The sequence below is a fragment of the Paenibacillus sp. FSL R10-2788 genome, assembly GCF_038003885.1.
GTDB classification, from domain to species: Bacteria; Bacillota; Bacilli; order Paenibacillales; family Paenibacillaceae; genus Paenibacillus_AQ; species Paenibacillus_AQ odorifer.
This window is the reverse complement of the sequence record NZ_JBBOQA010000001.1, coordinates 1,068,008-1,091,046: the sequence shown is the minus strand read 5'-3', so window position 1 is coordinate 1,091,046 and position 23,039 is coordinate 1,068,008. Positions and strand designations below refer to the sequence as shown.

20 protein-coding genes and 1 riboswitch are annotated in these 23,039 nt (G+C 45.1%); all 20 genes read right to left on the bottom strand.

Annotated elements, in window-relative coordinates:
- Window positions 1–31 precede the first annotated feature (31 nt).
- Complete coding sequence (locus tag NSQ50_RS04675) at window positions 32–1,552, bottom strand: glycosyl hydrolase (protein WP_256717069.1); 1,521 nt, start codon at window positions 1,550–1,552, stop codon at window positions 32–34.
- Window positions 1,553–1,705: 153 nt separating this feature from the next.
- Entirely contained in the window at window positions 1,706–3,256 is a 1,551-nt protein-coding gene (locus NSQ50_RS04670; RefSeq protein WP_081386945.1) for a glycosyl hydrolase, read from the bottom strand.
- A 12-nt stretch (window positions 3,257–3,268) separates the two neighbouring features.
- Window positions 3,269–3,348, bottom strand: a riboswitch (cyclic di-GMP riboswitch).
- 136 nt (window positions 3,349–3,484) lie between these two features.
- Window positions 3,485–4,858 carry a sugar phosphate nucleotidyltransferase gene (locus tag NSQ50_RS04665; protein WP_076104223.1) on the bottom strand — a complete coding sequence of 458 codons (1,374 nt, stop codon included), beginning with the start codon at window positions 4,856–4,858 and terminating at the stop codon, window positions 3,485–3,487.
- Between the two features lie 475 nt (window positions 4,859–5,333).
- Window positions 5,334–5,507, bottom strand: coding sequence for a hypothetical protein (locus NSQ50_RS04660; protein ID WP_340949297.1), 174 nt, complete (start codon window positions 5,505–5,507; stop codon window positions 5,334–5,336).
- A gap of 23 nt (window positions 5,508–5,530) precedes the next feature.
- Window positions 5,531–6,871 (bottom strand): UDP-glucose dehydrogenase family protein, encoded by a 1,341-nt coding sequence (locus NSQ50_RS04655; RefSeq protein ID WP_076099412.1) that lies wholly within the window; start codon window positions 6,869–6,871, stop codon window positions 5,531–5,533.
- A gap of 4 nt (window positions 6,872–6,875) precedes the next feature.
- Entirely contained in the window at window positions 6,876–7,976 is a 1,101-nt protein-coding gene (locus NSQ50_RS04650) for a glycosyltransferase (protein ID WP_036676592.1), read from the bottom strand.
- A gap of 61 nt (window positions 7,977–8,037) precedes the next feature.
- Window positions 8,038–9,177 (bottom strand): glycosyltransferase family 4 protein, encoded by a 1,140-nt coding sequence (locus NSQ50_RS04645; RefSeq protein ID WP_036676593.1) that lies wholly within the window; start codon window positions 9,175–9,177, stop codon window positions 8,038–8,040.
- Window positions 9,177–10,364 carry a glycosyltransferase family 4 protein gene (locus NSQ50_RS04640; RefSeq protein ID WP_036676596.1) on the bottom strand — a complete coding sequence of 396 codons (1,188 nt, stop codon included), beginning with the start codon at window positions 10,362–10,364 and terminating at the stop codon, window positions 9,177–9,179. Before NSQ50_RS04640 ends, NSQ50_RS04645 begins: the two co-directional genes overlap by 1 nt.
- Window positions 10,351–11,208: a glycosyltransferase family 2 protein gene (locus NSQ50_RS04635; protein WP_038568901.1), complete on the bottom strand. Its 858-nt coding sequence runs from the start codon at window positions 11,206–11,208 to the stop codon at window positions 10,351–10,353. Before NSQ50_RS04635 ends, NSQ50_RS04640 begins: the two co-directional genes overlap by 14 nt.
- 26 nt (window positions 11,209–11,234) lie before the next feature.
- Window positions 11,235–12,620 (bottom strand): oligosaccharide flippase family protein, encoded by a 1,386-nt coding sequence (locus NSQ50_RS04630; protein WP_036676601.1) that lies wholly within the window; start codon window positions 12,618–12,620, stop codon window positions 11,235–11,237.
- On the bottom strand, window positions 12,586–14,064 hold the full coding sequence (locus NSQ50_RS04625; protein ID WP_076129265.1) for an O-antigen ligase family protein: 1,479 nt from the start codon (window positions 14,062–14,064) through the stop codon (window positions 12,586–12,588). Before NSQ50_RS04625 ends, NSQ50_RS04630 begins: the two co-directional genes overlap by 35 nt.
- Window positions 14,061–14,834, bottom strand: a complete 774-nt coding sequence (locus NSQ50_RS04620) for a WecB/TagA/CpsF family glycosyltransferase (protein ID WP_036676606.1) — start codon at window positions 14,832–14,834, stop codon at window positions 14,061–14,063. The genes NSQ50_RS04625 and NSQ50_RS04620 overlap by 4 nt, the downstream gene beginning before the upstream one ends.
- Complete coding sequence (locus NSQ50_RS04615) at window positions 14,831–16,177, bottom strand: O-antigen ligase family protein (protein ID WP_036676609.1); 1,347 nt, start codon at window positions 16,175–16,177, stop codon at window positions 14,831–14,833. Before NSQ50_RS04615 ends, NSQ50_RS04620 begins: the two co-directional genes overlap by 4 nt.
- A 9-nt stretch (window positions 16,178–16,186) precedes the next feature.
- Window positions 16,187–17,122 (bottom strand): glycosyltransferase, encoded by a 936-nt coding sequence (locus NSQ50_RS04610; protein ID WP_036676610.1) that lies wholly within the window; start codon window positions 17,120–17,122, stop codon window positions 16,187–16,189.
- A 25-nt stretch (window positions 17,123–17,147) separates the two neighbouring features.
- On the bottom strand, window positions 17,148–17,840 hold the full coding sequence (locus tag NSQ50_RS04605; protein ID WP_076129267.1) for a sugar transferase: 693 nt from the start codon (window positions 17,838–17,840) through the stop codon (window positions 17,148–17,150).
- A 30-nt stretch (window positions 17,841–17,870) separates the two neighbouring features.
- A complete protein-coding gene (gene galU, locus NSQ50_RS04600; RefSeq protein ID WP_042185171.1) occupies window positions 17,871–18,761 on the bottom strand; it encodes a UTP--glucose-1-phosphate uridylyltransferase GalU in 891 nt (296 codons plus the stop codon).
- Window positions 18,762–18,844: 83 nt separating this feature from the next.
- Complete coding sequence (locus NSQ50_RS04595; RefSeq protein WP_076218270.1) at window positions 18,845–19,486, bottom strand: CpsD/CapB family tyrosine-protein kinase; 642 nt, start codon at window positions 19,484–19,486, stop codon at window positions 18,845–18,847.
- Window positions 19,470–20,207, bottom strand: coding sequence for a YveK family protein (locus NSQ50_RS04590; RefSeq protein ID WP_076185032.1), 738 nt, complete (start codon window positions 20,205–20,207; stop codon window positions 19,470–19,472). Before NSQ50_RS04590 ends, NSQ50_RS04595 begins: the two co-directional genes overlap by 17 nt.
- Window positions 20,208–20,472: 265 nt before the next feature.
- Window positions 20,473–21,108 (bottom strand): response regulator, encoded by a 636-nt coding sequence (locus NSQ50_RS04585; protein WP_036676623.1) that lies wholly within the window; start codon window positions 21,106–21,108, stop codon window positions 20,473–20,475.
- 23 nt (window positions 21,109–21,131) lie between these two features.
- On the bottom strand, window positions 21,132–22,778 hold the full coding sequence (locus tag NSQ50_RS04580; RefSeq protein WP_036676625.1) for a sensor histidine kinase: 1,647 nt from the start codon (window positions 22,776–22,778) through the stop codon (window positions 21,132–21,134).
- Window positions 22,779–23,039 lie beyond the last annotated feature (261 nt).

Here is a 23,039-nt window from a genome sequence, read left to right as displayed (position 1 = left end):
CCGGAATGTCTTACCCTATCATTTCATTAGATTAAGGAAGGAACAATGCCCCTTGTGGAATTACCTGCTGCTTCTGGCTGGAACTCTCCCATAGCAAACGAAGATTGGCATCTCCTTCATTCTCATAATATTCAATTTGGATATCATAAAGCGTTCCAGCTCTGAGCGGGATACTTCCTTTATGAAGGGTTGCACTTTGATTTTTCCAATTGTCGATGATCAGCTTTCCGTCAATCCAGACACGGACTCCATCATCAGAGGATGCTGAAATTGTATATTTTTCACTGAATTTGGGTTTGAGCTTCCCTTTCCAGCGTACAGAAAAGTGATCTTCATTTATCCCTGAGGCAGGTGACGCACCATGCCAATTAAAATCAATCTTACGGTCATCGCGGATAAGTACCGCTTCTCCCTCTAAATCAGTATTGTTATAGTATTCTCCAGTTAAACCCGTTAGGGTTACCGGAGTTACGGGTGCTATCGAAGGACCTCCTGTTGTGAGAACATAGTCCTCTCTCGATACTATAAACGAGTCTTTCATAAAGCTTTTAATTGACTGTAGCGTATTATTTTCTGTCAGTAATTTTCCCCAGGTCATCATATAGACCCATTTATTTTGTTTCTCAGTTAATACATCCGGGTTCGGCAGCTGTCCGCTCTCACCGATTCCGATAGGTTTACCCTCGGCCAATGCGAGCAGATCCTCATAGTAGGACTGCTTATAATCGTTATTGTAGATATCCGCAGCCAGAACATCGAGTTTATCCCCACCGGGATAATATGCAGCATAAGGATCTGACCATTCATTCGGCGCATTCGGATTCCATACCCACAGTAGATTATTTAGCTTGTGTGTGTTTACAAAACGATCATAGACAATACTCCAAAGCTCTGAAAAATTGTCCTTTTTCCCCCACCAAAACCAACCGCCATTCATTTCATGGTAAGGTCGCCATAAGACTGGAACTCCGGCATCACGCAATTGTCCCAAATATCCAGCAACCTCGTCTAGATCTGAGATTAGCCTCTTATACTGAGCTGTCCCAGGTGTAACATAAGCATTAAATTTCTCTTGACTGAGACTTCTGTTTACATTGGACCATTCTGGAGATGTTCCCGGCAAACTCTGATGGAATGTCATGGCTACAATGCCACCCTCGTGATGCCATTCAATTGCACTGTCTATCACTGCTTGCCGCTGTTCTGCGATCGTCCCTTCGGATTGATTATTAATCGCCCCTAATTCATAACCATGTAGAACGGCATTTTGTCCCGAAGTATTCTTCAGCTTATGAACCAGTTCATCTGGGCTTTCTAGATAATCATGCTGGCCGGACAAAATCCCTTTGCCACGTAGATTCACCAAATTACTCAGCAGTTGCTTAGCCTCTTCAGAAGCCGATGGATTACTGGGTATAACCGGAGGTAAAGAGGAAGAAACACTCATAGCCTTCGGAAGACTCTTAACCTCTCCCCAAGGCAGCAAGGAAAAAATAATAAACACCGGTAACATAGTAAACAACAATCTGTTTTTCTTATAATATTTACGCAAATAAATCCTCCTTTCGGTAGCTGTACTGCCTCTACAGGTGCTAAATAAACATACCTGTTATCGGACAATCGTCTTCTGACCTAATGAGGACTATAGCTTAGTAGCTCTGCAATAACGCAGAGCCACTAAGGATCGACCTTTAATTTTCATCAATCAGGAGACATCCGGAAGAAAAAGTGCACTTGCTGGAACTGTCTCTTTAGCTTGACTAGCACTTTCCCACATCAAGCGGACTCTCGCATCGCCTTCATTCTCGTAATACTCCACCTTGATATCGTATAGCCGGCCAGCCTTCAGCGTTATAGTGCCCTTACGCTCAGTACCACTTTGCTTAGTCCAACTATCAATCACGGATTCCCCATTCACCCAGACACGGATGCCATCATCTGAGGTAGTGTAAAATGTATATTGCTCATCATATAATGGCTTAATTTTACCGCTCCAACGTATGGAGAAACGATCAATCCCGAGGGCGGCATCCGGCGATCCTTGCCGCCAATTGAAATCGATTATTGCATCAGTTCTGTTAAGAGTTGCCGCTCCCGACAACAACATGTTGTTGTAATACTCTCCTGCAAGCCCCTTCGCGAGAGGAATTGCTGCCTCCCCCTCTTCTTCGGAAGGTGCCGGCGCTGGTGCGGCGCTAGGTGTCGGTGCCAGACCAGTATTTAATTTATCTCTGGTCAGGGTGTAGTTGCTATTCATAAATGTTTTGATTGTGTCTGCACTGTTATTTTCGTAAAGCATTTTTCCCCAGCTCATCATATACGTCCATTTACTTTGCGATTGCTGAAGCTTCTCCAGATTAGGCATTTCACCATTCTCCCCGATCGCAATCGGTTTGCCTGCGGCTAGACTCAACAAGCTGTCATAGTATTTTTGCTGGTAATCATTTTCGTATATATCTGCTGCCAGAATATCTACTTTATCAGCACCTGGATAAGTTAGCGCATAAGGATCTGACCAAACATTGGGAGCATTCGGACTCCATACCCATAACAGATTATTTAATTTATGAACGTTAACAAAACGGTCATACATTATATTCCATAGTTTAGAAAAGTTATTTTTCTTCCCCCACCAGAACCAGTTCCCGTTCATTTCATGATAGGGTCTCCAAAGCACCGGAACATTGGCATCACGCAAGCTTTTTAAAGAGACTGCCACCTTATCAAGCTCAGCGATCAGATTATTATATTGCTTAGTACCCGGTGTAACGTAACTATCGAACTCACTCTGGCTAAGTGTTTTTTTCACATTATCCCAGTCATAAGAGGTGCCCGGCAGGTTAGCATGAAAAGTCATAGCTACGATCCCGCCCGCTTTATTCCAGTTGATGGCGCTGTTCACCACATTTTGACGTTGCCAAGCCATCGTTGCTTCGGACTGACCACTGATCGCACCCATTTCATAACCGTGAAGAGCCGCATATTGTCCGCTGGTTCCCTTCAGCATATTGTTAATTTCATCTGGACTTTCTAAATAGTCATGTTGACCAGCAATAATGCCTTTTCCTGAGATCGAGTAAAAATAGTTAAGCAGCTTTACGGCTTCAGGTGAGGCACCTGGGGTAACTGGCGTTCCAGAATTTGAAGCAGCTATGACAATAGACGGCGAAATTCCAACAGCAAGCGGAAGTGCAGTCAGAAACAGGACGAGTGACAGAAATGCACCAAACAATCGATACGTACGGTAAGCTTTCAAAATAATCTCCCTTTCGGTAGCCAGGCTGCCACTCTTTCGAAGGCCCTATAGCTTTGCGTCCCTACCTTTCGATAGGTTTGCCTTTTCAATTTAAGAGAAATAATCTCTCTTACCGTAAGTATCGACGACAATTAATGATATATTTAGTGTTTTTATGACTTTTTTTGATAATTGAGTCAATTTACCTGTTTCAAGAAATTTTGAATTGGTTAAATAGATAGGTTAGACCTATGAAATGAATTGTTGTAGTTCTATATCATTCCAGTCTAAAGTAATACGTATGTTATCTTCTTCTACTAATTCAGACCCCGTCTGTACCTCTATAAACTCAACATCCGTCAAAGCAAGGATCGCGTGCTTCGTTCCTTCCGGTATACGTACCACGTCCCCAGCCTTCACATTATGTTTTTTCTCATTCAGCACAATACTTGCTTCGCCGCTGACGATTGTCCAAATTTCACTACGCTTGCGATGTAATTGATAGCTGATATTATTCCCCTCGGATATAAAAATCCGTTTGGTCAGCACTTCATTGCCTTCATCATATTTCACATAATCAATAACTTTGTAATGGCCCCAGCGGCGTTCCTCGTACATCGGTCTTTGTTCAAAGGTCTTCAGCACTTCTTTAATCCGTGGGCTCTCAGCTTTATGGGTAACTAGAATTCCATCCGGGCTAGCCGCAATGATCAGATCCTTCGCACCAATTACCGTAATCGGAATGTCCAGCTCATTAATCAAGCAAGTCCCCTCAGAATCCGCCGTCACAAAACCTTTTCCTACATGCTTGCTGCTCATTTCCTCTGTCAGCGTATTCCACGTTCCAAGATCCTTCCAGAATCCATCATACGGCTGCACCACAATATGTTCTTCTTTCTCCACCACTTCATAATCAAAGCTGATGGAAGACAATAGCTTATACTGCTTCTGCAATTCTTCATATCCTAAAGGCAACCCTTTACGCTGCAAAATATCTAACAAGTACCCTAAACGGAAGGCAAACACTCCGCAATTCCACAATGCATTTTGCTCGATGAGCTGTTCTGCTTGTATGCGGTCTGGTTTCTCTTGAAAGTGACTCACCTTCATAAAACCATTCCCCCCCGCCTCTTCAGCGGTAGGAATAATATATCCGTATTTCTCTGAGGCATGTTCAGGAACAACACCCATTAGTGCCAGATTTGCTCCACTTTCCAGCATGGTCCCCTCAAGCATAGCTATGGTATCGAAAAAGGATGCTTCTACATAAGGGTCAACAGGCAATATTGCTACCGTCTCCGCTGGAGAAACACCTGCCACTGAATAAAGATAGGTAGCTGTTAAGGCGATAGCCGGAAAAGTATCCCGACGCTCCGGTTCAACGATAATCGGCACATGACTTCCCAGTTGGCTTTGTATCATTTCTACTTGGCCGCGGCCGGTGGCCAGATAAGATGATTCTGCCATCCCTGCTTCCTCCAGCTGTCTCCAGACACGTTGTACCATGGATTCTGGTTCACCTTGAGGGCTTTCAAGTACCTTTAGAAATTGCTTTGAACGTGAGTCGTTAGACAACGGCCATAACCGTTTACCTGAACCGCCTGATAGAAGTACCATTTTCATAGAATGAACCTCCTTGAATGGAATGTATTAAAAGCTATGTCTTTGTTAGGTAGAATCCACTCCAAGGGATTTTGGACTTCCGATCGCTGTTATCCTCAGATTTCCTGATTGGACCGCTTCTCGCGGTAGAAATCCGAGGATAGCATATGCTTTCGAAGCTAGCTTTCCTACGGAAATCTTTCGGGCGAACACTCCGTTTCTACAGTTCCAAATTCCCTTTCCGTTCTTAACCTAACCAACTACTTTTTAACAATGATCCATGCGCACCGGGCTGTACCAGCCGGAAGCGAGCACGTTTTTCTAAAGATTTGCTTCTGCTCCGGGGGAGGCAGCTGCAACTGCAAGAACAACTGCAACTACAAGAGCAAGACTAGTTGCCACCACAGAAACAGAGACAATGACAACTACAAATGCTACTGCTACTGCGGTATATAATCAGAGTACCTAACTTTATAAATTGCTTAGAAACTTAAGATTAAGGGAATGGAGTGGCGGAAGAGAATTTTGGAACTGGAGGAGCGATAGCATCCGCCTTTGTCTGCGGATTTCTACCGCTATCAGCGGTTAAAATCAGGAAATCTGCAGACAACAGCGGCTGGAAGTCCAAACATTCTCTGGAGTCACGGCTCATCCCTAATAGAAAAATCACAAGTTCAATCAATATAACTTAGATTAAACCGCTCCAGCCACACTAGCAGAATAACCGCTCAATCCGCCCATCTGCGGGCGGCCGACAGAATGATAAACGAGGCCGGTACCCTCAATTTGCTCCTTGGAATACACATTGCGTCCATCGATCAATACCCCATTACGCATGCTTTTCGCCAGCTGATGCAGATCAATCTCCTTGAGCAGGCTCCAATCGGTCAAGAGGCAGACGGCATCGCTGCCCTCAGCCGCTTCCTCTGGCAGATGGCACCAGCGAAGCTGCGGATGATCGTATTGCTGCCTGAAATTTGTAGCTGCGATTGGATCATATAGTTTGACTGTTGCCCCCTCAGCCACCAGTGCCTCAACAATCTCTCTGGCTGGAGCTTCGCGGACATCATCAGTATTAGGCTTAAAGGCAAGCCCCCATATCCCAATCGTCGAACCGCGCAGGCTGCCAAGTGATTCATGCAGCTTGGAGATGATCATAAACCGTTGTCCCTTATTCACTTCGACTACAGATTTCAATAATTTGAATTCGTAATCGACGTTGCCCGCAATTTGAATGAGCGCATTAGTGTCTTTCGGGAAACAGGAGCCTCCATAACCGATGCCAGCCTGCAGGAAGGATGACCCGATTCTTTGGTCCATACCCATTCCTTGTGCTACCTCAGTTACATCAGCTCCCACTTTTTCACAAATATTGGCGATCTCATTAATAAAGGAAATCTTCGTGGCCAAAAATGCATTCGAAGCATATTTGATCATTTCAGCACTGCGTATATCTGTTACAAATACATTTTCTGTGAAACCCTTATGAAGCTCGCGCATAGTTGGTTCCAGCTCTGGATTATCAAGACCAATGACAATTCTGTCGGGATGGAGGGTATCGCGAATCGCTGAGCCTTCACGTAAAAACTCAGGTGCAGACACGATATCAAAAGGATGATGGGTATGGCTAGAGATCATTTTGGAGATTTTCTCATTTGTCCCTACTGGAACTGTAGATTTAGTCATTATAATTTTGTGCCCTTCCATCGCTTTAGCGATTTCAGCGGCTGCACCCTCAATATAGGTTAAGTCTGCTTCACCATTAGGCAGTGATGGCGTACCTACAGCAAGGATTATAATATCTGAACGGCGCACCGACTCTTGAAGATCTGCAGAAAAAGATAACCGTTCCTCACGAAGATTCAGTTCAATCAGTTCCTCGATTCCCGGCTCATAGATGGGCGATTCCATCTGTTTCAGCTTCTTAATCTTTTCCTCGTCCTTATCCACACAGATGACATGATGTCCGCCCAGTGCAAAGCACACGCCAGATACAAGACCCACATACCCAGTACCGATTACTGTCAGCTTCATATAATCATCCTCCTTTTAGAAAATTGACGTACGCCTGCTCAACATACTGCTTGAACTTAACCATAAACGCCTGCTCATCGAATTTACGTGCATGCTCCATAATTTGATCGATATCCCAAGCGTAGGACTCTACCTCATAAATAGCCTTAAGTAGATCCTCCACTTCTTGATGCTGAAAGAACACACCATTTACATAAGGAATAATAGTATCTAGTGCGCCACCTGCTTGATAAGCAATTACCGGTCTTCCTGCAGCGTTCGCTTCCAGCGGTGTAATTCCAAAGTCCTCTTCTCCTGGAAAAATAAATGCTCGACACTGTGCCATCATTCCAGTCACTTGCTCATCTTCTAGCCGGCCCAGAAACGATACATTATCCTTAGCCATGCCTTCGAGGCGCTTGCGATCCGGTCCATCCCCTACGATATAAAGCTTAAGACCGTTACGATTGAAAGCCTCTACCGCCAGATCAATCCGCTTGTAGGAAACAAGCCGGGAGACAATTAAATAATAGTCACCAATGGTAGAAGAGCTTGTAAACCGGGCTGTATTAATCGGTGGAAATATGACATCTGCATCCCGGTGATAATAATTCTGAATCCTCGTCTTCACTACTGAAGAATTGGCTACGAACTGATTCACATTTTTGGAAGTCCGTTGGTCCCACGTTTTAAGCTGCTGCATGTATACCTTAAGCATTTTCTTGAACAGCCCGGAATTCGACTGACGTTCCATATAGGTGTCATAGTCCCATGCGAAGCGCATAGGCGTATGGCAGTAACAAAGATGAAACGTATGTTTAGGAACCTGAATACTTTTCATAAAAGCACTGCTGGAACTCAGGACGATATCGAAACCGCGAAAGTCCAAATCACGGATGGCCATTGGATAAAGTGGCAGCACCCCTTTAAAATTGGTCTTTACTCCCGGAATCTTTTGCAGCCAGGAGGCACGGATATCCGCATCTTTGAGATTGTCAGTAAGGCGGCTTCCGTTAAAAACCGTTGTGTAGATTGGAGCCTCGGGATACATGTGATGAAAGACTTCCACCACTCTTTCCGCGCCGCCCATTTGGATTAAGTAATCGTGCGCTATCGCAATTTTCATGTGAATCATCCTCAAAGTTTTATGGAGCATCATCTTCAGAATTACCGCGTCATATCATCTGTCAGGTGCCCGCCAACAAACCTTTATAGTAGTCAACGATGTCCTTGACCGTATTCTCGATAACAAAATGCTCTTTCACTCGTTTCATCCCATTGTCCGCCATCCGCCGTCTTTCCTCTGGGTGATCCAGCATCCATTTAATGGAGTCTGCCAGTATCGCCGCGTCACCAGGCTCTATCAGTAATCCTGTCTCACCTTGAACTACAATTTCTACCGGCCCACCTTCATTGGAGGCGATCACCGGTAATCCCGCTGCCATTCCTTCAACGATAACTTGGCCAAAAGGCTCAGGAGTTACCGAAGTGTGAATCAGTAAATCAGCAGTATTCATAAGGCCTTGAATATCATCCACATGCCCTAGCATGCTTACATTAGTAAGCTCGTCGTTTTTTATCTTTTGCAGCAATTCCTGCTTATAAGCCTCTTCTCCAAACAGAGCGTCTCCGGCCAGCCAGAACTTCACACGAGGTTCGTTCTTAAAGCTTTTTGCGGCTTCCAGCACAATATGCTGACCTTTCCAATGCGCCAATCGACCAACTAGCAGTACGTTAAAATCCTTCTGGTCCCGCATGCCGATCCCATTACCAATCGCTTTAGCGAAAGCGGAGTATACGACCAGCGTTTTTTTGGAACGCGGCAGCTCCAAAGCATTCAGCGTAGAATGTGAATTCGCGATGACTCCATTTGGGAGCAGTCGCGACAGCAAACGAATTCCTTTGGCAACGATAGGCTTTAAATAAGGGGCTCCAATATGATCCCGGATATGCCAGATCAATGGAACGCCTGCTATTTTTGCAGCGATGGCTCCGTATAATGCAGATTTCAGGGAATTGGTGTGCACGCAATCTACCTTCTCCGCTTTTAAGAGCGGCGCAAGCTTGCGGCCATAAGCCAACAGCTTGAAGGCTGCAGCAGGTGCTCCCAAGTTGACTGCATTTCTACCACGACTTCTGATGCTCTCATCCAGCGGAATAATACGGACATCCATCCCTTTTTCACGTAGCCGTTCAGCCAGGGCACCATCCTCAGCCAGGATTACCAGTGGATCGATCTGTTCTCCAATATGGGTAAGGATGTTAAACAGGGCAACTTCTCCACCACTCCATTTAGCAGTGTGATCTATATAGGCCACTCTAAGCATTACGTGGTCACCTCCTCTCCTAAGGCTTGTAGGAACACGGATTCTACTTGATCCGTAACATGCTCCCAAGTATATCTCTCTAGTACATGCTCTCTACATTCATCACGGCTCGGAAGCAGCTTTCGATTGCTAAGCATATGGATCATGCCTTCGGCCATGTGGTCGCTACTTGAACTCTTAAATAGCAATTCCGGCCGGAAGCCTTGCAAAATCTCCTTATTGCCGCCAATCGGTGTAGCCATCACTGGCAATCCTGAAGATAAGGCTTCAACGGTAATCAATCCAAAGCCCTCCAATGCCTGTGAGGGAACCACGAACATGTCCGCTGCCTGATAATAAGAGGCTAGTTCATGATCAGGAATGTAGCCTAGCAGCCTTACCTTGTTGCTTAAGCCATAGTCGGCGATCTTTTCTTCCAGTTCCCCCCGCAACGGCCCTTTACCACCAATCAGCAGAATTGCATTTGGGAATCGCTCCGCAACTTGCTTCCAGGCTTCAAGCAGCTGGAGTAGTCCCATCCGATTGACCAAACGCCGGACAGTCAGCACGGTTGTTGCTCCCTCAGGTAAATTCAAGGTCCGGCGAATCGCCAATCGATTCGTAGCGGGGATAAAACGTTCCACATTAGCTGCGCCTGGAATCACAATAATTTTGTGTAGTGGCACTCCGTGCAGCTTATGGAGAATATCGCGGAACGTCTCACTAAGCACGATGAACTTATCTGCTAGCTTATAGGCTCTATGTTCAATGGATTTGGCGATGGTTGTTTTAACCCGGTGCTTAATGCCTTGACCTTCGATTTTCATTTCTTCATTCCATGGGCCATGAAAAGTCATCACTACAGGAATCCCACGTTTCTTTGCTTCCAAGGCTGGACCAATACCATAAGGAGCAAAGTGAGTGTATAAAATATCTATACGGCCACTGCCCTCTCCCATCAGATCGGCCGCCTTACGCTGGAAAGCATCCTTACGTTTCCAGATCCCATCTTTTGGATCTCCGGCATTGTGAATAATCAATTCCTCAGGGGTAGCAGGCGTCTCTTGACTGCAAATCAGCGCATGCACCCGATTACGTGAGGAGAGTTGCTCGCAAACGGATTTGAAATACGTGTTAAGCCCACCCGGCTGTAGCGACGGCCAGCTAAGGCCTGTCGTCATAATGTTCAATCCGTCACTGTACGGCATAGCTTCTCTCTCCTTTATTCTCCTTCTCGGTCTGACTCGTCTTCGCATTGTGCTGAGTCAGCTTTCCCGATCTAATTAATTCGTAATGCTTGAAGCCGACCATGAATTCATACATGACCCAGAATACGGATACACCGAAGCCTGACATTCCCTTCTTGAACAACCCATGTAAGAAATACTTTTGCAGGAAACGGGCTGGTGGTCTTAACAGCAGATGACTGACCCGAAATCGTTTGCCCTTGGCATACGCACTTTCAGCTTCCAAGTCAGTATACTTATTGAAACGTGCCACATGATCGTTAATACTGCGGTAACCATAATGCCAGAGGGTTCCTGTCAAACGTATGGTTCGCTCTTCTGAGACCTCGGGCATCTCGTGCACCAAGCTATTTCGAATTCCATATGCTTTGCGGTTGTATAGGCGCACTAGATATTCGCCACGATCCAGCCATCTGCCCATAAAATCACCGATCCGGTAGATAGAATAGGCAACCGATTGATCCATAAGCCCCGGTTTCAGTTCAAGAATACTTGCGGCCAACTCGTCGCTGACCACTTCGTCAGTATCAATAAGGAAGACCCAATCATGAACCGCGCGTTCTACTCCGAACTCCCTCTGTTTCGCATATCCGGGCCAAGGGTTGACGTATACTCGACAATTCAAGCTTTCAGAAAGCTGTACTGTCCCGTCTTTGCTGCCTCCGTCAATCACAACCACCTCGTCGGCGAATAACCTGCAGGATTGTATGGCCTTAGATATTCGAACTTCGTCATCCTGAGCGATGATGACAGCCGATATTGGATAATTGCCTTGGCCGCCTACCACGCTTTTTACTGAATCCATGAAGGTTTCCTCCTTTATCTTTCGCATTATCCATTCATATCCATAGGTTTCTTGCGAATGTAAGAATTCATCGTCGTCTTCATCCACTGAATGTCCTCCCGGGTAATAAGCAGCCGCGGAAGTTTAACTTTTAAGGTGTACTTTATATTGAGAACAATGAAGAAAAATCGCAGGATTGCTGATGACAACATCGCTATCCCTGCTCCGAGTAAGCCAAATTTAGGGATGAGCAGGAACAACATTGGGATAACCAAGAGTAAGCCAAAACCTTGAAGCATCGAAACAATTTTCGGCTTGCCTAGCGCCATAAAGGCCTGCGCCAGAATGATCGTCCCCCCGCTAATAGTCACTTCAAGGAGCAACAAACGAAACACGGTTAATGCCGCATTGAAGTCTTTGCCGTACATCAACGGAATTACTAAAGGGGCTAAGAGCATCAGAACTACTCCGCCAAGCATGGTGAAGGTCGTACTTATTCGAAAGGCTTTGAATGTTAACTCAACTGCCTGTTCTTTTGACAGCTCAGAAGCCTTAGGAAACAAGACGATCGTAATCGAACTTGAGAAAAAATTAACCATCCGCGATAGACTCACAGCCACTACATACAGCCCCAAATCAGCAGGTCTTAACAAACCGGCAATTACAATCTGATCGATATAGGTAGAGAAATTGCCAAGCAAGTCATTGCCGTAGGAACCCAGCCCGTAAGTGAACAATCTTTTTAAATTCTGATAGGCCCCTCTCATCTTCACCTTATAGGTGCGAAGCAAGGAAATCGTCATTCCGATAAACAGCGGCGCCCCCGGAAGGAGATAGGCAACTGCAGTTGTAAAAGGATTCATCTGATCCAGCGCGATCAATATCCCGATCATCGTCAGTGTAAGCAATGGCACTAGATAGCGAATCCAATTAAATCTCTTGTATTCTCCTCTGAATTGAAAAGCTGCATTGTTAATTTGAGAGATCGCTATAATCGGACACAGAATCATAGACCACTGAGCAAAGGTCACGACCTCCGGACTGAAGGATTTCAGCCAATAAGGCAAGACCACGATACCTATAATCATCGCTATGACTCCAAAAATGGTACCGAGCAGCAATGCCATACGATAAAGCACTCCGGCATCCTCCGGATTTTTCTTAGCGTTATAGATGAGAGCTGAAGGAATGCCAAAGCTCATGCTAAACGCCAGAAACTGTGACCAGTTAATCATTGCCGTCTGTTCCCCACGACCTGTCGGTCCAAGATAACGTGCGGTCAGTACACCAGTTAACATGTTAATCAATAGGATCATGACACTGACAAACATAGTTTTTACGGCTGCCGAGCTGTTGTCCTTGCTCTTGGCGAACAGTCTAAAAGATGACCAGATTGTTCTAGCGGGGAGAGATTTTGCATTCAACTGCTGCATACGGTGTTCCCTTCCTTCTACTTTGAGTAATCTCCCTTGCGCTGAGGCCAAGACCGATCAGCATCCAGATTAAGTATCCCTTGAGTCCGGGAAACCCATTATCTGAAACTAGACTGACAATCGCACCGGTCCAAGTAGCTAACGCAAGTCGGGCGTAGGGCTGCAATTGGTCCCTGCTGATTACTCTAGCGAATATCTGTTTGACAACTGCGCCTAAAGCTCCGAAGAAGAAAACAGCACCCAGAACACCAAAGGTAAGCAGTAAAGCGATAACTCCGTTATCCATAATTCCGTACTCTCCAAGCTCGCCGTCATTACCAAGCTTAGTCCCTTGGCCTACACTACCAATTCCCTGACCTACTGGATTGGCGGCAACCATCGGCAGCATGTTTTGCCATAAGCTTAGCCGTTCATTATAAGAGTGATCTTCCTGAACAGAAGAAAGTGTCTCTACCCGAGCAACCAGTCCTTCGGCACCAGGCAATTTCGGCACAACCCAGAACAACGCAGCAGCCACAAAAACTAATTGGATCAAGGTTTTCCACTTTCCCTTAGAAGGAGAGGTTCCAATATACATGAGCAGCATCACCAGGAGTATCAGCCATGCCGCACGTACCAAAGTAGTCAGCAGGCAGATTACAACTAGCAGAACGCCGATCCAGCGCAATGTTCCCCGCCATTTTTTCTCCAGTATCATCGGAACTAAAGCAAACGCTAAGAAGGTTGCAGCCGGTCCGGGCGAATTCAGCGTAGAGAACACTCGGATTTCCAATGGATATGGATTTCCGATGGACATCATATCCGCATGTTTCATCCAGAACACATCCCAAGGTGGCACCGTCAAATACTGAACAATCCCGTAAATGGCAACTAGGACTGCAATATTGGCAAAAGCGGTAAGCAGTCGATCGATATCCTTCGGCTTGAACTTCGTGACGGCAAAGTACGGCAATAACAGCAGTGGCACAATATAATTCGCTAAGTCATAAACTGAGCCCATGCCATTCTTAGCCAAACCGATTAAAGCACCATAACCCAGCGCAACTGCGAACATTAACATGATCCGCGTGGAGGCTTTTTGAATATTATGAATCTCCTTCAGCAGCGGAATGATCAAGGTTACACCGGTTAACAAGGGCGCTAAGCTCAGCAAGGATACAGAGTGATACACTCCTTCTGACCAGTCAGCAATGCGGCGCAGCTCTGGAGCTACGGCCCAGATTAGCAAGGTATAAGCAACCAGCATTTTCGGTCTAAGTATGGCTAACAAGAAAGCTGGGAATAGGATGGCTGAGAGAATGGCTCCCTGCAGACTGTTCGATGAACTCAGCATCGCACTGGAGAAGCCGATGATCAGCGGAAGAGAGACACCTACAGCAGCAGTCCCCCCTATTAATCCAACTGTCTTGATGAACCTAAGTGATGGGGGCGTAAATACACTCATTCCAAGCCTCCTTCCTTCACCTTATCCCGCTTACGCAGTTCCTTAAGTAATAAAAGTAGAAATTGTGCATCGTCCACAAGATATCTTTTCCAGAGCCGGCCCGGCTCCTGGCTAAGCCGCCAGAACCATTCGAACCCTGTTTTTTGCATGAAGCTAGGCGCTCGTTTCACTGAGCCTGACAGAAAATCAAAGGTCGCTCCCACTCCGATCGATATCGGAGCTTGATAAGAGGTATAGTGGCGGTAAATCCACTTTTCCTGCTTAGGTGCTCCTACACCAACAAACACGATATCTGGCTGGCACTCTGTCAGCATTTCTATAATGCGTTCATTCTCCTCCTCATTGTGCTCGAATCCATAGGATGGAGAATAACAGCCAACCACATTTATTCCGGGATGTGCTGTTTTCAAATTCATCGCTGCCCGTTCCGCCACGCCTTCAGCTGAGCCTAAGAAGAACAGCCGGTACTTCCTTTGCTCAAAGGCGTTGCCCAATCGATTAAATAGATCCGCGCCGGATACCTTCTGCTTAAGCGGCTTGCCTAGCATTTTGGATGCCCAGATCAGTGGCATTCCGTCAGCAACAACTGCGCCTGCCTTCGAATATACCGTTTGAAATTCTTTATCCTTACGAAGCTTGATCACATGATCTACATTGCAAGTGAGGATATAAGACTGATTCCTCTCCTGAATGGTTTTATCAATGTAATCAAGCAAATCCATGAAATCATAGTTATCAAAATTGACATCGAACATATTCACTTGACTCATCGTATCACTTCTTTTTGTGGGGAATCGGTTGGCTGTGAAGATCGATACAGGCAGTTCAGGTACCAACAGAACGGAATAATAAATTGGACCGTCGACAGCGTGTTATCGGAGAATGAGTAGATTAAAAACGCTGCAATAAATAACAGATAATAAGGTTTGATCGGCGGAGCCAATGCTCTGTACACCAGAATAAATACAGCCAATAAAGAGAACATCAACAGAATAGCGCCAATATATCCCCCATCGAAGTAAAAGCGGATATACTCGTTGTGCGGAACTACAAAACCCTTATACAATGTTCCATCATTTGCTACCGTCACTGCTCCAAGCCCTCTACCAGACCAAGGAGAGTCCGCAGCCTTGTTTAAGAAATACTCCCATGCCTCTGACCTTCCTGATAAATCAACAGCCGTATCTGTCTGTCTCTCAAAGGAACGTTTCTCAAAATTATCGAGCTGCCAGAAAACGGCGACCATAATCAGGAAAAATGCACCCATCAACGGAATTAGCAGATAGGTTCTGCCCTTCAAATATTGGCGGAGAATATCATAGAAGTAATAGAGAACGGTAAGTCCAAGTGCCAATATAGGCCCTCTTGTTCCTGTTCCAATCAAGATAAAGAAATTTAGAACTAACATGATATAGAAAAAGCGTGCTTGCTGCGGATTCCGCTTCACCTCTATAAATGGAATCGCTACTCCCATAAAGGCCAGCATCGCTAGATGCGCAGGAATATTAGCCCCCTGAATCCGTACAGCGCCTGTATACTCGATGTTGAGAAAATTATGAACATGCGCAAGCTGCAGCAACAAACCAACCACTACACTAACAAGGGGAAGCATACAGATAATTTTGATTTGCAGCTCGGCTACATTCTTTTTCCAGTTGATTAATAAAAATACGAATGGAATGGATAGACCGATAAAAGCTTTAACTGCAATGGATGAGGTCATTTCCGGCAGCCAGATCGAAGACCCAAAGGTAATCACCAGCAGCGCTACCATTGCCCACAAGGGGTGACTCAGACGAAACCGCAAGCCATTGACAAGAATACAAGGAACAAGCAGCATCACGATAACCAATTTATAAAGGGACAGTATCTCCATTCCGAACATGCTGCCATCATATAAAAAGTTAATCGATATTGCCGTTGTGATTAGAACGAAATAACTGATCAGTTCAGGCCGTGAAATCGAGATTCCCAGCAAAATAATCAGAAGCACGGCAGCTATCGCAATCATCGGCTGGTAGATGACCGCCGTTCCAAAGAACAGGGCCGACATGAGATAGAGCATCCCGTATGGCAAAACATTTAATTTGGAGCCCCACTCAAAATTTGTCATGTTAATCCCTCACCCCGCTGCGGAATGCCTCTCCCGATTGAGAATCATATGAAGCGTTCCACGAATACTCTCCAGCCTGCATTTATTCAAAAGCCTTCTTCCTTTACTTCTTGAGAGGATAGAATCAGCCAGGATATACACGAGCTTAGCGGCTGTCTTTCCCACTAGAAGCAGCTTGCCTTTTAGTCCTTCGCTTTTCATAGCGTTAGAGATACCTTGGCTATAATAGCGCCTCATAATCCAGTCTTCCGTCAAACGGGCCGCCGGAACGAAATGGTCAACCGCCATTTCCGGATGGTAGAGGATGGAATGCCCTTCTTTTTGAATCTGTCCGAATAACCAGGTCTCTTCACCAGAGAGCAGAGAATCACCCTTTCTTCCGAGATCTAGGGGAAAAAGACTGATGTCGAATACGAGCTTCCGCATCGCCATATTGGCCCCACAAGGATGAAGTTGCTTGGGATATTCCTTAATCCGGCTACCTAAATCAACAATCGTGTACGGAAGCTCAAAGGGTTTAATCAACCAGTCCGGACGTTTACTTTCAAATATCGGAGCGATTTTGCCTCCCATAGCCATGACCTCCGGTTTACTCTCGAAAGTACTGACAATCGTTGTTATCCAACGCTGGCAAGGTATGGCATCATCATCGAGAAAGGCAATCAGCGGCGATTTGGAAGCCAGAATTCCTGTATTTCTAGCCGCTGAAAGCCCCTGCATCGGCTCCATCATGTAGCGGATATCCACATCAGCTCCATGCTTTCCTATAAACTTTTTGACGCAAGCTTCAGTATCATCCTTGGAACAATTATCCACAACAATGATCTCCGCCTGCTCTAAGTGATCCAGCTTTAAAAGTGACTGAAGCGTCTTGATCAATAAAGGTGCTCTGTTGTAGGTACAGATGATAATGGAAAGCTTAGGAACGTCTCCGTATTCACGCATCGGCATTCACCTAATTTCCACATTATTAATAAGCATCTTTTGAACCGAGTAACATCAGTCCGGTTTTAGCAATGATTTTTAGATCCAGCATGGTGCTCCGAATATGGATGTAGGTTAAGTCCAGCTGTACCATTTCGTCGAAGCCGACACTGTTTCGGGCATTTACTTGCCAATATCCGGTACAACCTGGAGTAACCGTCAAACGCTGTTTGTCATAATCCGTATACTGAGCCACCTCTTCTGGCAGCGGAGGACGAGGACCGACCAGACTCATTTGACCTATCAGCACATTCCACAGCTGAGGTAGCTCATCGATGCTCGTCTTGCGCAGGAATCTCCCTATTTGTGTGATCCGCGGATCGTTCTTAATCTTGAACATGGCACCGCTCACTTCGTTATAGGCCATCAGGTTTTCTTTTAACTCCTCAGCGTTACTGACCATGGATCTGAACTTATACATCGGGAATTGCTTTTCATTCTTCCCAACCCGGTTTTGCCGAAAGAACACCTTTCCTTTCGGATCCTCCAGCTTGATCAGAATCGCCACGACAACAAATAATGGCATTAACACGAGAAGACCAAGAGCGGAAAAAAAGATATCGATCATCCGTTTCATTATCAAATAGGACTCTGCTTCTTTCCTTCTCTCATCGGTATGCAGCATGTAAAGTTTCGGCAGGACCGCCTCGTAGTCTTCCGGCAGTTTTTGCATGCTCATCCTCCTCATCTAAAATTTTGCGAACTCAACTTAACTACTCAAGCTGGTTTGTCCCATTTTATTCAGCCATTCCGCCATTGCATCCATCACTGGATAGCGCAAATCTTCGCTTTGCAGTGCAAATTCAAGTGTTGTCAAAATATATCCAAGCCGCTCGCCGACATCATATCTTGTTCCGTCAAAATTATAGGCATATACCCGTTCGCTCTGATTCAGCTTCTGAATGGCATCTGTCAACTGGATCTCTCCGCCAGCGCCTTCTTCCATCAAATCGAGATACTTAAAGATCTTCGGCGTAAACACATACCGGCCCATGATCGCAAGATTGGAAGGTGCCGTACCTAGTGGCGGCTTCTCTACAAAATTGTTAACCCGATACAATTTACCGTCCTGCAAATCCGGTTCAATAATACCGTAACGATTCGTGAATTCATCAGGAATCTCTTGAACTCCGATAACCGAGTTTTGTGTTTCTTCATATTGATCGATCAGCTGCTTAAGGCAAGGTACGGCTCCTGTGACGATATCATCGCCTAACATGACACCAAATGGCTCATCTCCGATAAACCGTCTTGCACACCATACGGCATGCCCCAGACCCTTCGGTTCTTTCTGGCGGATATAGTGAATTTCTACCTTAGCTGAACGTTGAACCTCTTTAAGCAGATCCAGCTTTCCATCTTCCAGAAGCCTAGACTCCAGCTCAAACGCATTGTCAAAATGATCCTCAATGGCTCTTTTACCTTTACCAGTAACAATGATGATATCTTCAATACCGGAAGCAATAGCCTCCTCAACAATGTATTGAATGGTTGGTTTATTGATAATCGGAAGCATTTCTTTAGGCATGGCTTTCGTTGCAGGAAGAAAGCGCGTACCTAGTCCTGCCGCGGGTATGATTACTTTTTTTACCTTTTTCATCGCACTTTACCTCCTAAAAGTTTTGTGAGCATTAGCTTCAATGATTTGACTTCGAGCAAAACTTACTTCGAAAGCATAAACATTTACTTCGCCTGGTTCATGGCAATTCCGATTAGATTAGAGCCGGTCTGTTCAAGCAGCGTCTTCGCTTTGCGAATCGATTCCCGTTTGGACTTTCCGTATCTGGCCACCAGAATCACGCCGTCCGCTTGAGGTGCCAATATACGAGCATCACTGAAATCGACTGCCGAAGGAGAATCCAGCAGGATCAGATCGTAGTTTTCTTTTAGTTCCTCAAGCAAAGCGGTCATTTTGGAGTTCCCCAGCAAATCCGGCGGACTAACATGAGTTTTTCCCGCCGGGATGACTGACAGATTGGCTAAGTTTCCGAGGACTGCGATGTTATCTGCTTCCTCTTGCCCACTTAAATAAGCCGCAAGCCCGTCACTCCCCTCTACTTCAAACACGGTATGAAGACCGGGATGTCTCAGATTGCAGTCAACCACCGCTACCTTCTTGCCGTCCTGGACGAAAGAAACCGCGAGATTCGACAAGATTGTCGTCTTGCCTGCCCCAGCTTCTGCTGATGTAAAGAGCAGCACTTTTCCTCCGCCGCCCTGCGCTAGTTCAAGCTGACGTATATATGTGCGCAGTGATCGGAACGATTCGGAGATATGCGAGGATGGATTAACGTCTGTAACCAGACTCTTATTTAGCCGCAACATAAGCACCCTCCTTCACTCTGGTGTCGCCTACCGCCTTACCCAAATCACGTTTGCGAATGGTTGCGATCGAAGCAATTACCGGTAGACCAAGGTCATATTCCGCTTCCTTTTCAGACCTTAATGTGCCGTTAAGTGTTTCCATCAGCAAAATAATTCCTAGGGCAGCCATAAGGGATACAACAAAGCTAATGATGAGATTCATCGCAAACCCGCCGTTCGAGGGCCCTGGAACATCAGTCGGATCGGCCGGTGTCAGCAATGTAACATTGTCTACCCTCATCAGCGATGGCAATTCACGAATGAATGTCTGCGATACCGCATTTACGATCCCGGCAGCTTTGGTGTAGCTTTCATCCTGAACATTGAGGTTGATCACCTGACTCTTCTCTGAAGTTTTAATCTCAAGCTTCTGACTTAGTTCATCGGCCGTGAGACCAAACTCCGGGTGATTTTCTATTACGCTTTTCATGATGGTTGGTGATTTCATAATTTCCTTGTAACTCTCAATTAAATTCAGGCTAAAGCTCAAATCGTTAAGATTGTTGCTCTCGGGAGCTTTGGCAATGTTGTTGACAAGCAGCTGTCCGGAAGCGGAATAGACGGGTTCAACGAAGTTTTTGCTAACATAGTAAGTCGTAGCACAGGAGATCAAAACGAACACCATGATGAGCCAAAACCTTTTTTTAATCAGGTTAATGTAATCCAGAATCGTCTTTTCCACAGTAACCCTCCTTCCGCTAAAATTACATTCTGAAAGCATTCATGAAAGTTTCAGTTGTTGCTTTAATTCTATCAATCCACACCATTCGCCACATGGCTCATACCATCACTTTCCTCTTCACTTTGGAGTAAGACGTTATACCTCTTAAGAGGGGGATTAGGTATACTTTAGTGCCATATATAGGGCTGATTTAAGTTTTAACGCACAAAAAAACACGGACAACCTGTCCGTGTTCATGTACAATGCTTACGAATTATTTCAATTTTCACTCGTATGACATTTCATATTTGGTTAATCCGACAGCATTTGCATAAAGCGCTGCCTGTGTACGATCAGCCACCTGTAATTTTGCTAAAATCTGACTGACATGCTTTTTCACCGTAAATTCGCTAATGAAAAGACGTGAAGCAATTTCTCTGTTGCATGCGCCCTGCCCCAGCTCGATCAGGACTTCCTTTTCTTTGGGTGTCAATTCATCCGTTGGGCTGCTTCCACTCATGCGCATTTTATCTTCCATCAGACCAGGATCGTAATACTTTCTTCCCTTGTGCACCAATTGGATAGCAAATAGTAACTCCTCAGGCAACGCCTCTTTCAGTACATATCCATCTACCAGTACTTCTTCAGCCTTCAGGAAATCCTCTCTGCTCGCAGATGACGTCAACAAAATGAACTTACTAACGATACCACGAGCACGTGCTGTCTTAATGACATCCAATCCCGATTCATCTGCTAGCTTAAGATCAATCAATACGAGATCAGGCTGCGTCTCCTCAATCACAAGAAGCGCTTCTTGGCCATTCGTTGCCTCACCTGCAAACTGCACATTCGGCTGCATTGAAATGACAGATGCCAGTCCTCTTCTAACTAAAGGATGATCATCAACAATGACGATTTTCACAGAAACGACCTCCCGCCTAAAGTTTATGCATTCTTTAATTCAGCTACACCGACAGGAATCGAAATCATAATTCTTGTTCCTGTGCTCTCATTACTGGACAACTGAAAGTCGCCACCGAGCGACTGGGTCAAATATTGCATATTCTTCATGCCAAGTCCGCTTACACTATCTTCAGATTCAATCCATAACAAATCAGTATCAAAACCAACACCATTATCACAAATCAATAATCGAATCCAAGTCGGCTTCAGAGACAGTTCTACATCCACTCGACTGGCAGCACCATGCCTGATGGCATTACCCGTGGCTTCGGAGATAATCCGAAAAAGCGCCTTGTGGTAAGGATAAGGGAGACTGAAATCATCGCCCGTTATTTTTAAATCAATATCAACATCATTTAATCTGGATAAGCTCTTCAAATGTGATCTTACCATGCCCAACCAAGTAGGACCGCCACTCTTCTTGGAGCTAAGACTGTAGATCGTGATCCGCAGTTCTTTGGCAACCTTTGTTGCAGAGTCATGAATAAGCTCAATTTGTTCTTCTAGCTCATGATCAGACATTCTCTTCCACGATTCCTTCAGCGAATGCGTCGCATACACAATACCAAAAAGGCTCTGCGACACACTGTCGTGCATTTCATCCGCAATCCGGTTCTGTTCGTTCGTGATGATCAACCGGTTCTCGATCACACCAAGCTCATGTCTTTCAAGAATATTCGCACTTAGCTCAGATAAGAATATCAATTGTTGAATATACCATCTGCGGCCTTCCAGCCCCTCTGTAGACTCCAGCTTGAGTCCAATCATCCCTACAAAACGGGTGCTCATCCGTACAGGCATCAGCAGGAAATCGCCTAATCCCGGCAGATTTCTAAAAATAGGCTCTCGCTGCAATCTCCATTCATGCTCATGTTTTCCCAGTTCTGAGAATAGGAACTGTTCCTCTTCCTGCTGCCAGCCGGTCTGCCTGCTCTGCGGAGCTGGTTCTCCGCTTTTCTTGGCGAACCAAAACAAAGCCTTATCTAGCTTCGTTAGCTTAACAACATAATCGGTGATCACTTGACCGATATTCATGAAATCATGTTGGCTTGAGGTTTCCACGATATGGTACAGGGATTTGATATGCTCCATCGTCTCTTTCGTGCGAGCATTCGATTCTTCACGTTGCCGCTTCATCCGATTAACGATCTGCATTATTATAACCGTAAGTACCAGTGTTAGAAACAGATTCCCATTTATAAATACAATTTCTAAAAAATTTCTGTTCGCAGAATTGATAAAAAAATAACAGAGCACCGCAAAAATACTGATATAGCTTAAGAGCAACGACCATCCAAAATAAATGGACAATGAGCCTGCAGCAATCAATACAGGATTAAGCACATAGAGCCTAAAAGAGCTTTCGTACCCACCCGTAAACAAGGTCAATGCGATAATTCCCACCATCTCTATACTAACAGCCAGGACGAGAGTCTTTGGTCTGCTGCGTAGCCTTCGATAACAAAATGAGAACGTTTGTGCAAACACAACAAGTATAGCAATAATAAGTGATTTATAAATTATGGAAGGTCCCGTCTTATCTAGAAGATACATGAGTGATGTGAGGGACAATGAAAAATACCTGTAATACGCAATCAGTTTGTCTTCTGCAGTTGGTTTGATTTTCATCCCACCACCCTATTCTCCAGTTTTTTTGGAAAATGCGAGATTGTACTGTGCTCGATAAAAGCATCATACATGAGAAAAATCACAATAACAAGTTGACATTTCCCATGTTTGCGCTTCCATTTGAAAAATAGTTACAAAAAATTTATTATTTTTTTAGTAGGTTTTATCACTAAAATTTGGAATTTTATCCACTATAGTTAATAAGAACTAACGTATTTATGTAGTATTAATCCATAATTTTCAACATATCTTATAAAACGA

What these genes read in the sequence shown, in the direction of transcription:
- NSQ50_RS04645 (WP_036676593.1), bottom strand. Translation starts at nt 9,177, where the DNA reads ATGCTTAGAGTGGCCTATATAGATCACACTGCTAAATGGAGTGGTGGA.
- NSQ50_RS04650 (WP_036676592.1), bottom strand. Translation starts at nt 7,976, where the DNA reads ATGAAAATTGCGATAGCGCACGATTACTTAATCCAAATGGGCGGCGCG.
- NSQ50_RS04615 (WP_036676609.1), bottom strand. Translation starts at nt 16,177, where the DNA reads ATGACAAATTTTGAGTGGGGCTCCAAATTAAATGTTTTGCCATACGGG.
- galU (WP_042185171.1), bottom strand. Translation starts at nt 18,761, where the DNA reads ATGAAAAAGGTAAAAAAAGTAATCATACCCGCGGCAGGACTAGGTACG.
- NSQ50_RS04625 (WP_076129265.1), bottom strand. Translation starts at nt 14,064, where the DNA reads ATGAGTGTATTTACGCCCCCATCACTTAGGTTCATCAAGACAGTTGGA.
- NSQ50_RS04610 (WP_036676610.1), bottom strand. Translation starts at nt 17,122, where the DNA reads ATGCGTGAATACGGAGACGTTCCTAAGCTTTCCATTATCATCTGTACC.
- NSQ50_RS04665 (WP_076104223.1), bottom strand. Translation starts at nt 4,858, where the DNA reads ATGAAAATGGTACTTCTATCAGGCGGTTCAGGTAAACGGTTATGGCCG.
- NSQ50_RS04640 (WP_036676596.1), bottom strand. Translation starts at nt 10,364, where the DNA reads ATGCCGTACAGTGACGGATTGAACATTATGACGACAGGCCTTAGCTGG.
- NSQ50_RS04635 (WP_038568901.1), bottom strand. Translation starts at nt 11,208, where the DNA reads ATGGATTCAGTAAAAAGCGTGGTAGGCGGCCAAGGCAATTATCCAATA.
- NSQ50_RS04595 (WP_076218270.1), bottom strand. Translation starts at nt 19,486, where the DNA reads ATGTTGCGGCTAAATAAGAGTCTGGTTACAGACGTTAATCCATCCTCG.
- NSQ50_RS04605 (WP_076129267.1), bottom strand. Translation starts at nt 17,840, where the DNA reads ATGAGCATGCAAAAACTGCCGGAAGACTACGAGGCGGTCCTGCCGAAA.
- NSQ50_RS04655 (WP_076099412.1), bottom strand. Translation starts at nt 6,871, where the DNA reads ATGAAGCTGACAGTAATCGGTACTGGGTATGTGGGTCTTGTATCTGGC.
- NSQ50_RS04620 (WP_036676606.1), bottom strand. Translation starts at nt 14,834, where the DNA reads ATGAGTCAAGTGAATATGTTCGATGTCAATTTTGATAACTATGATTTC.
- NSQ50_RS04580 (WP_036676625.1), bottom strand. Translation starts at nt 22,778, where the DNA reads ATGAAAATCAAACCAACTGCAGAAGACAAACTGATTGCGTATTACAGG.
- NSQ50_RS04630 (WP_036676601.1), bottom strand. Translation starts at nt 12,620, where the DNA reads ATGCAGCAGTTGAATGCAAAATCTCTCCCCGCTAGAACAATCTGGTCA.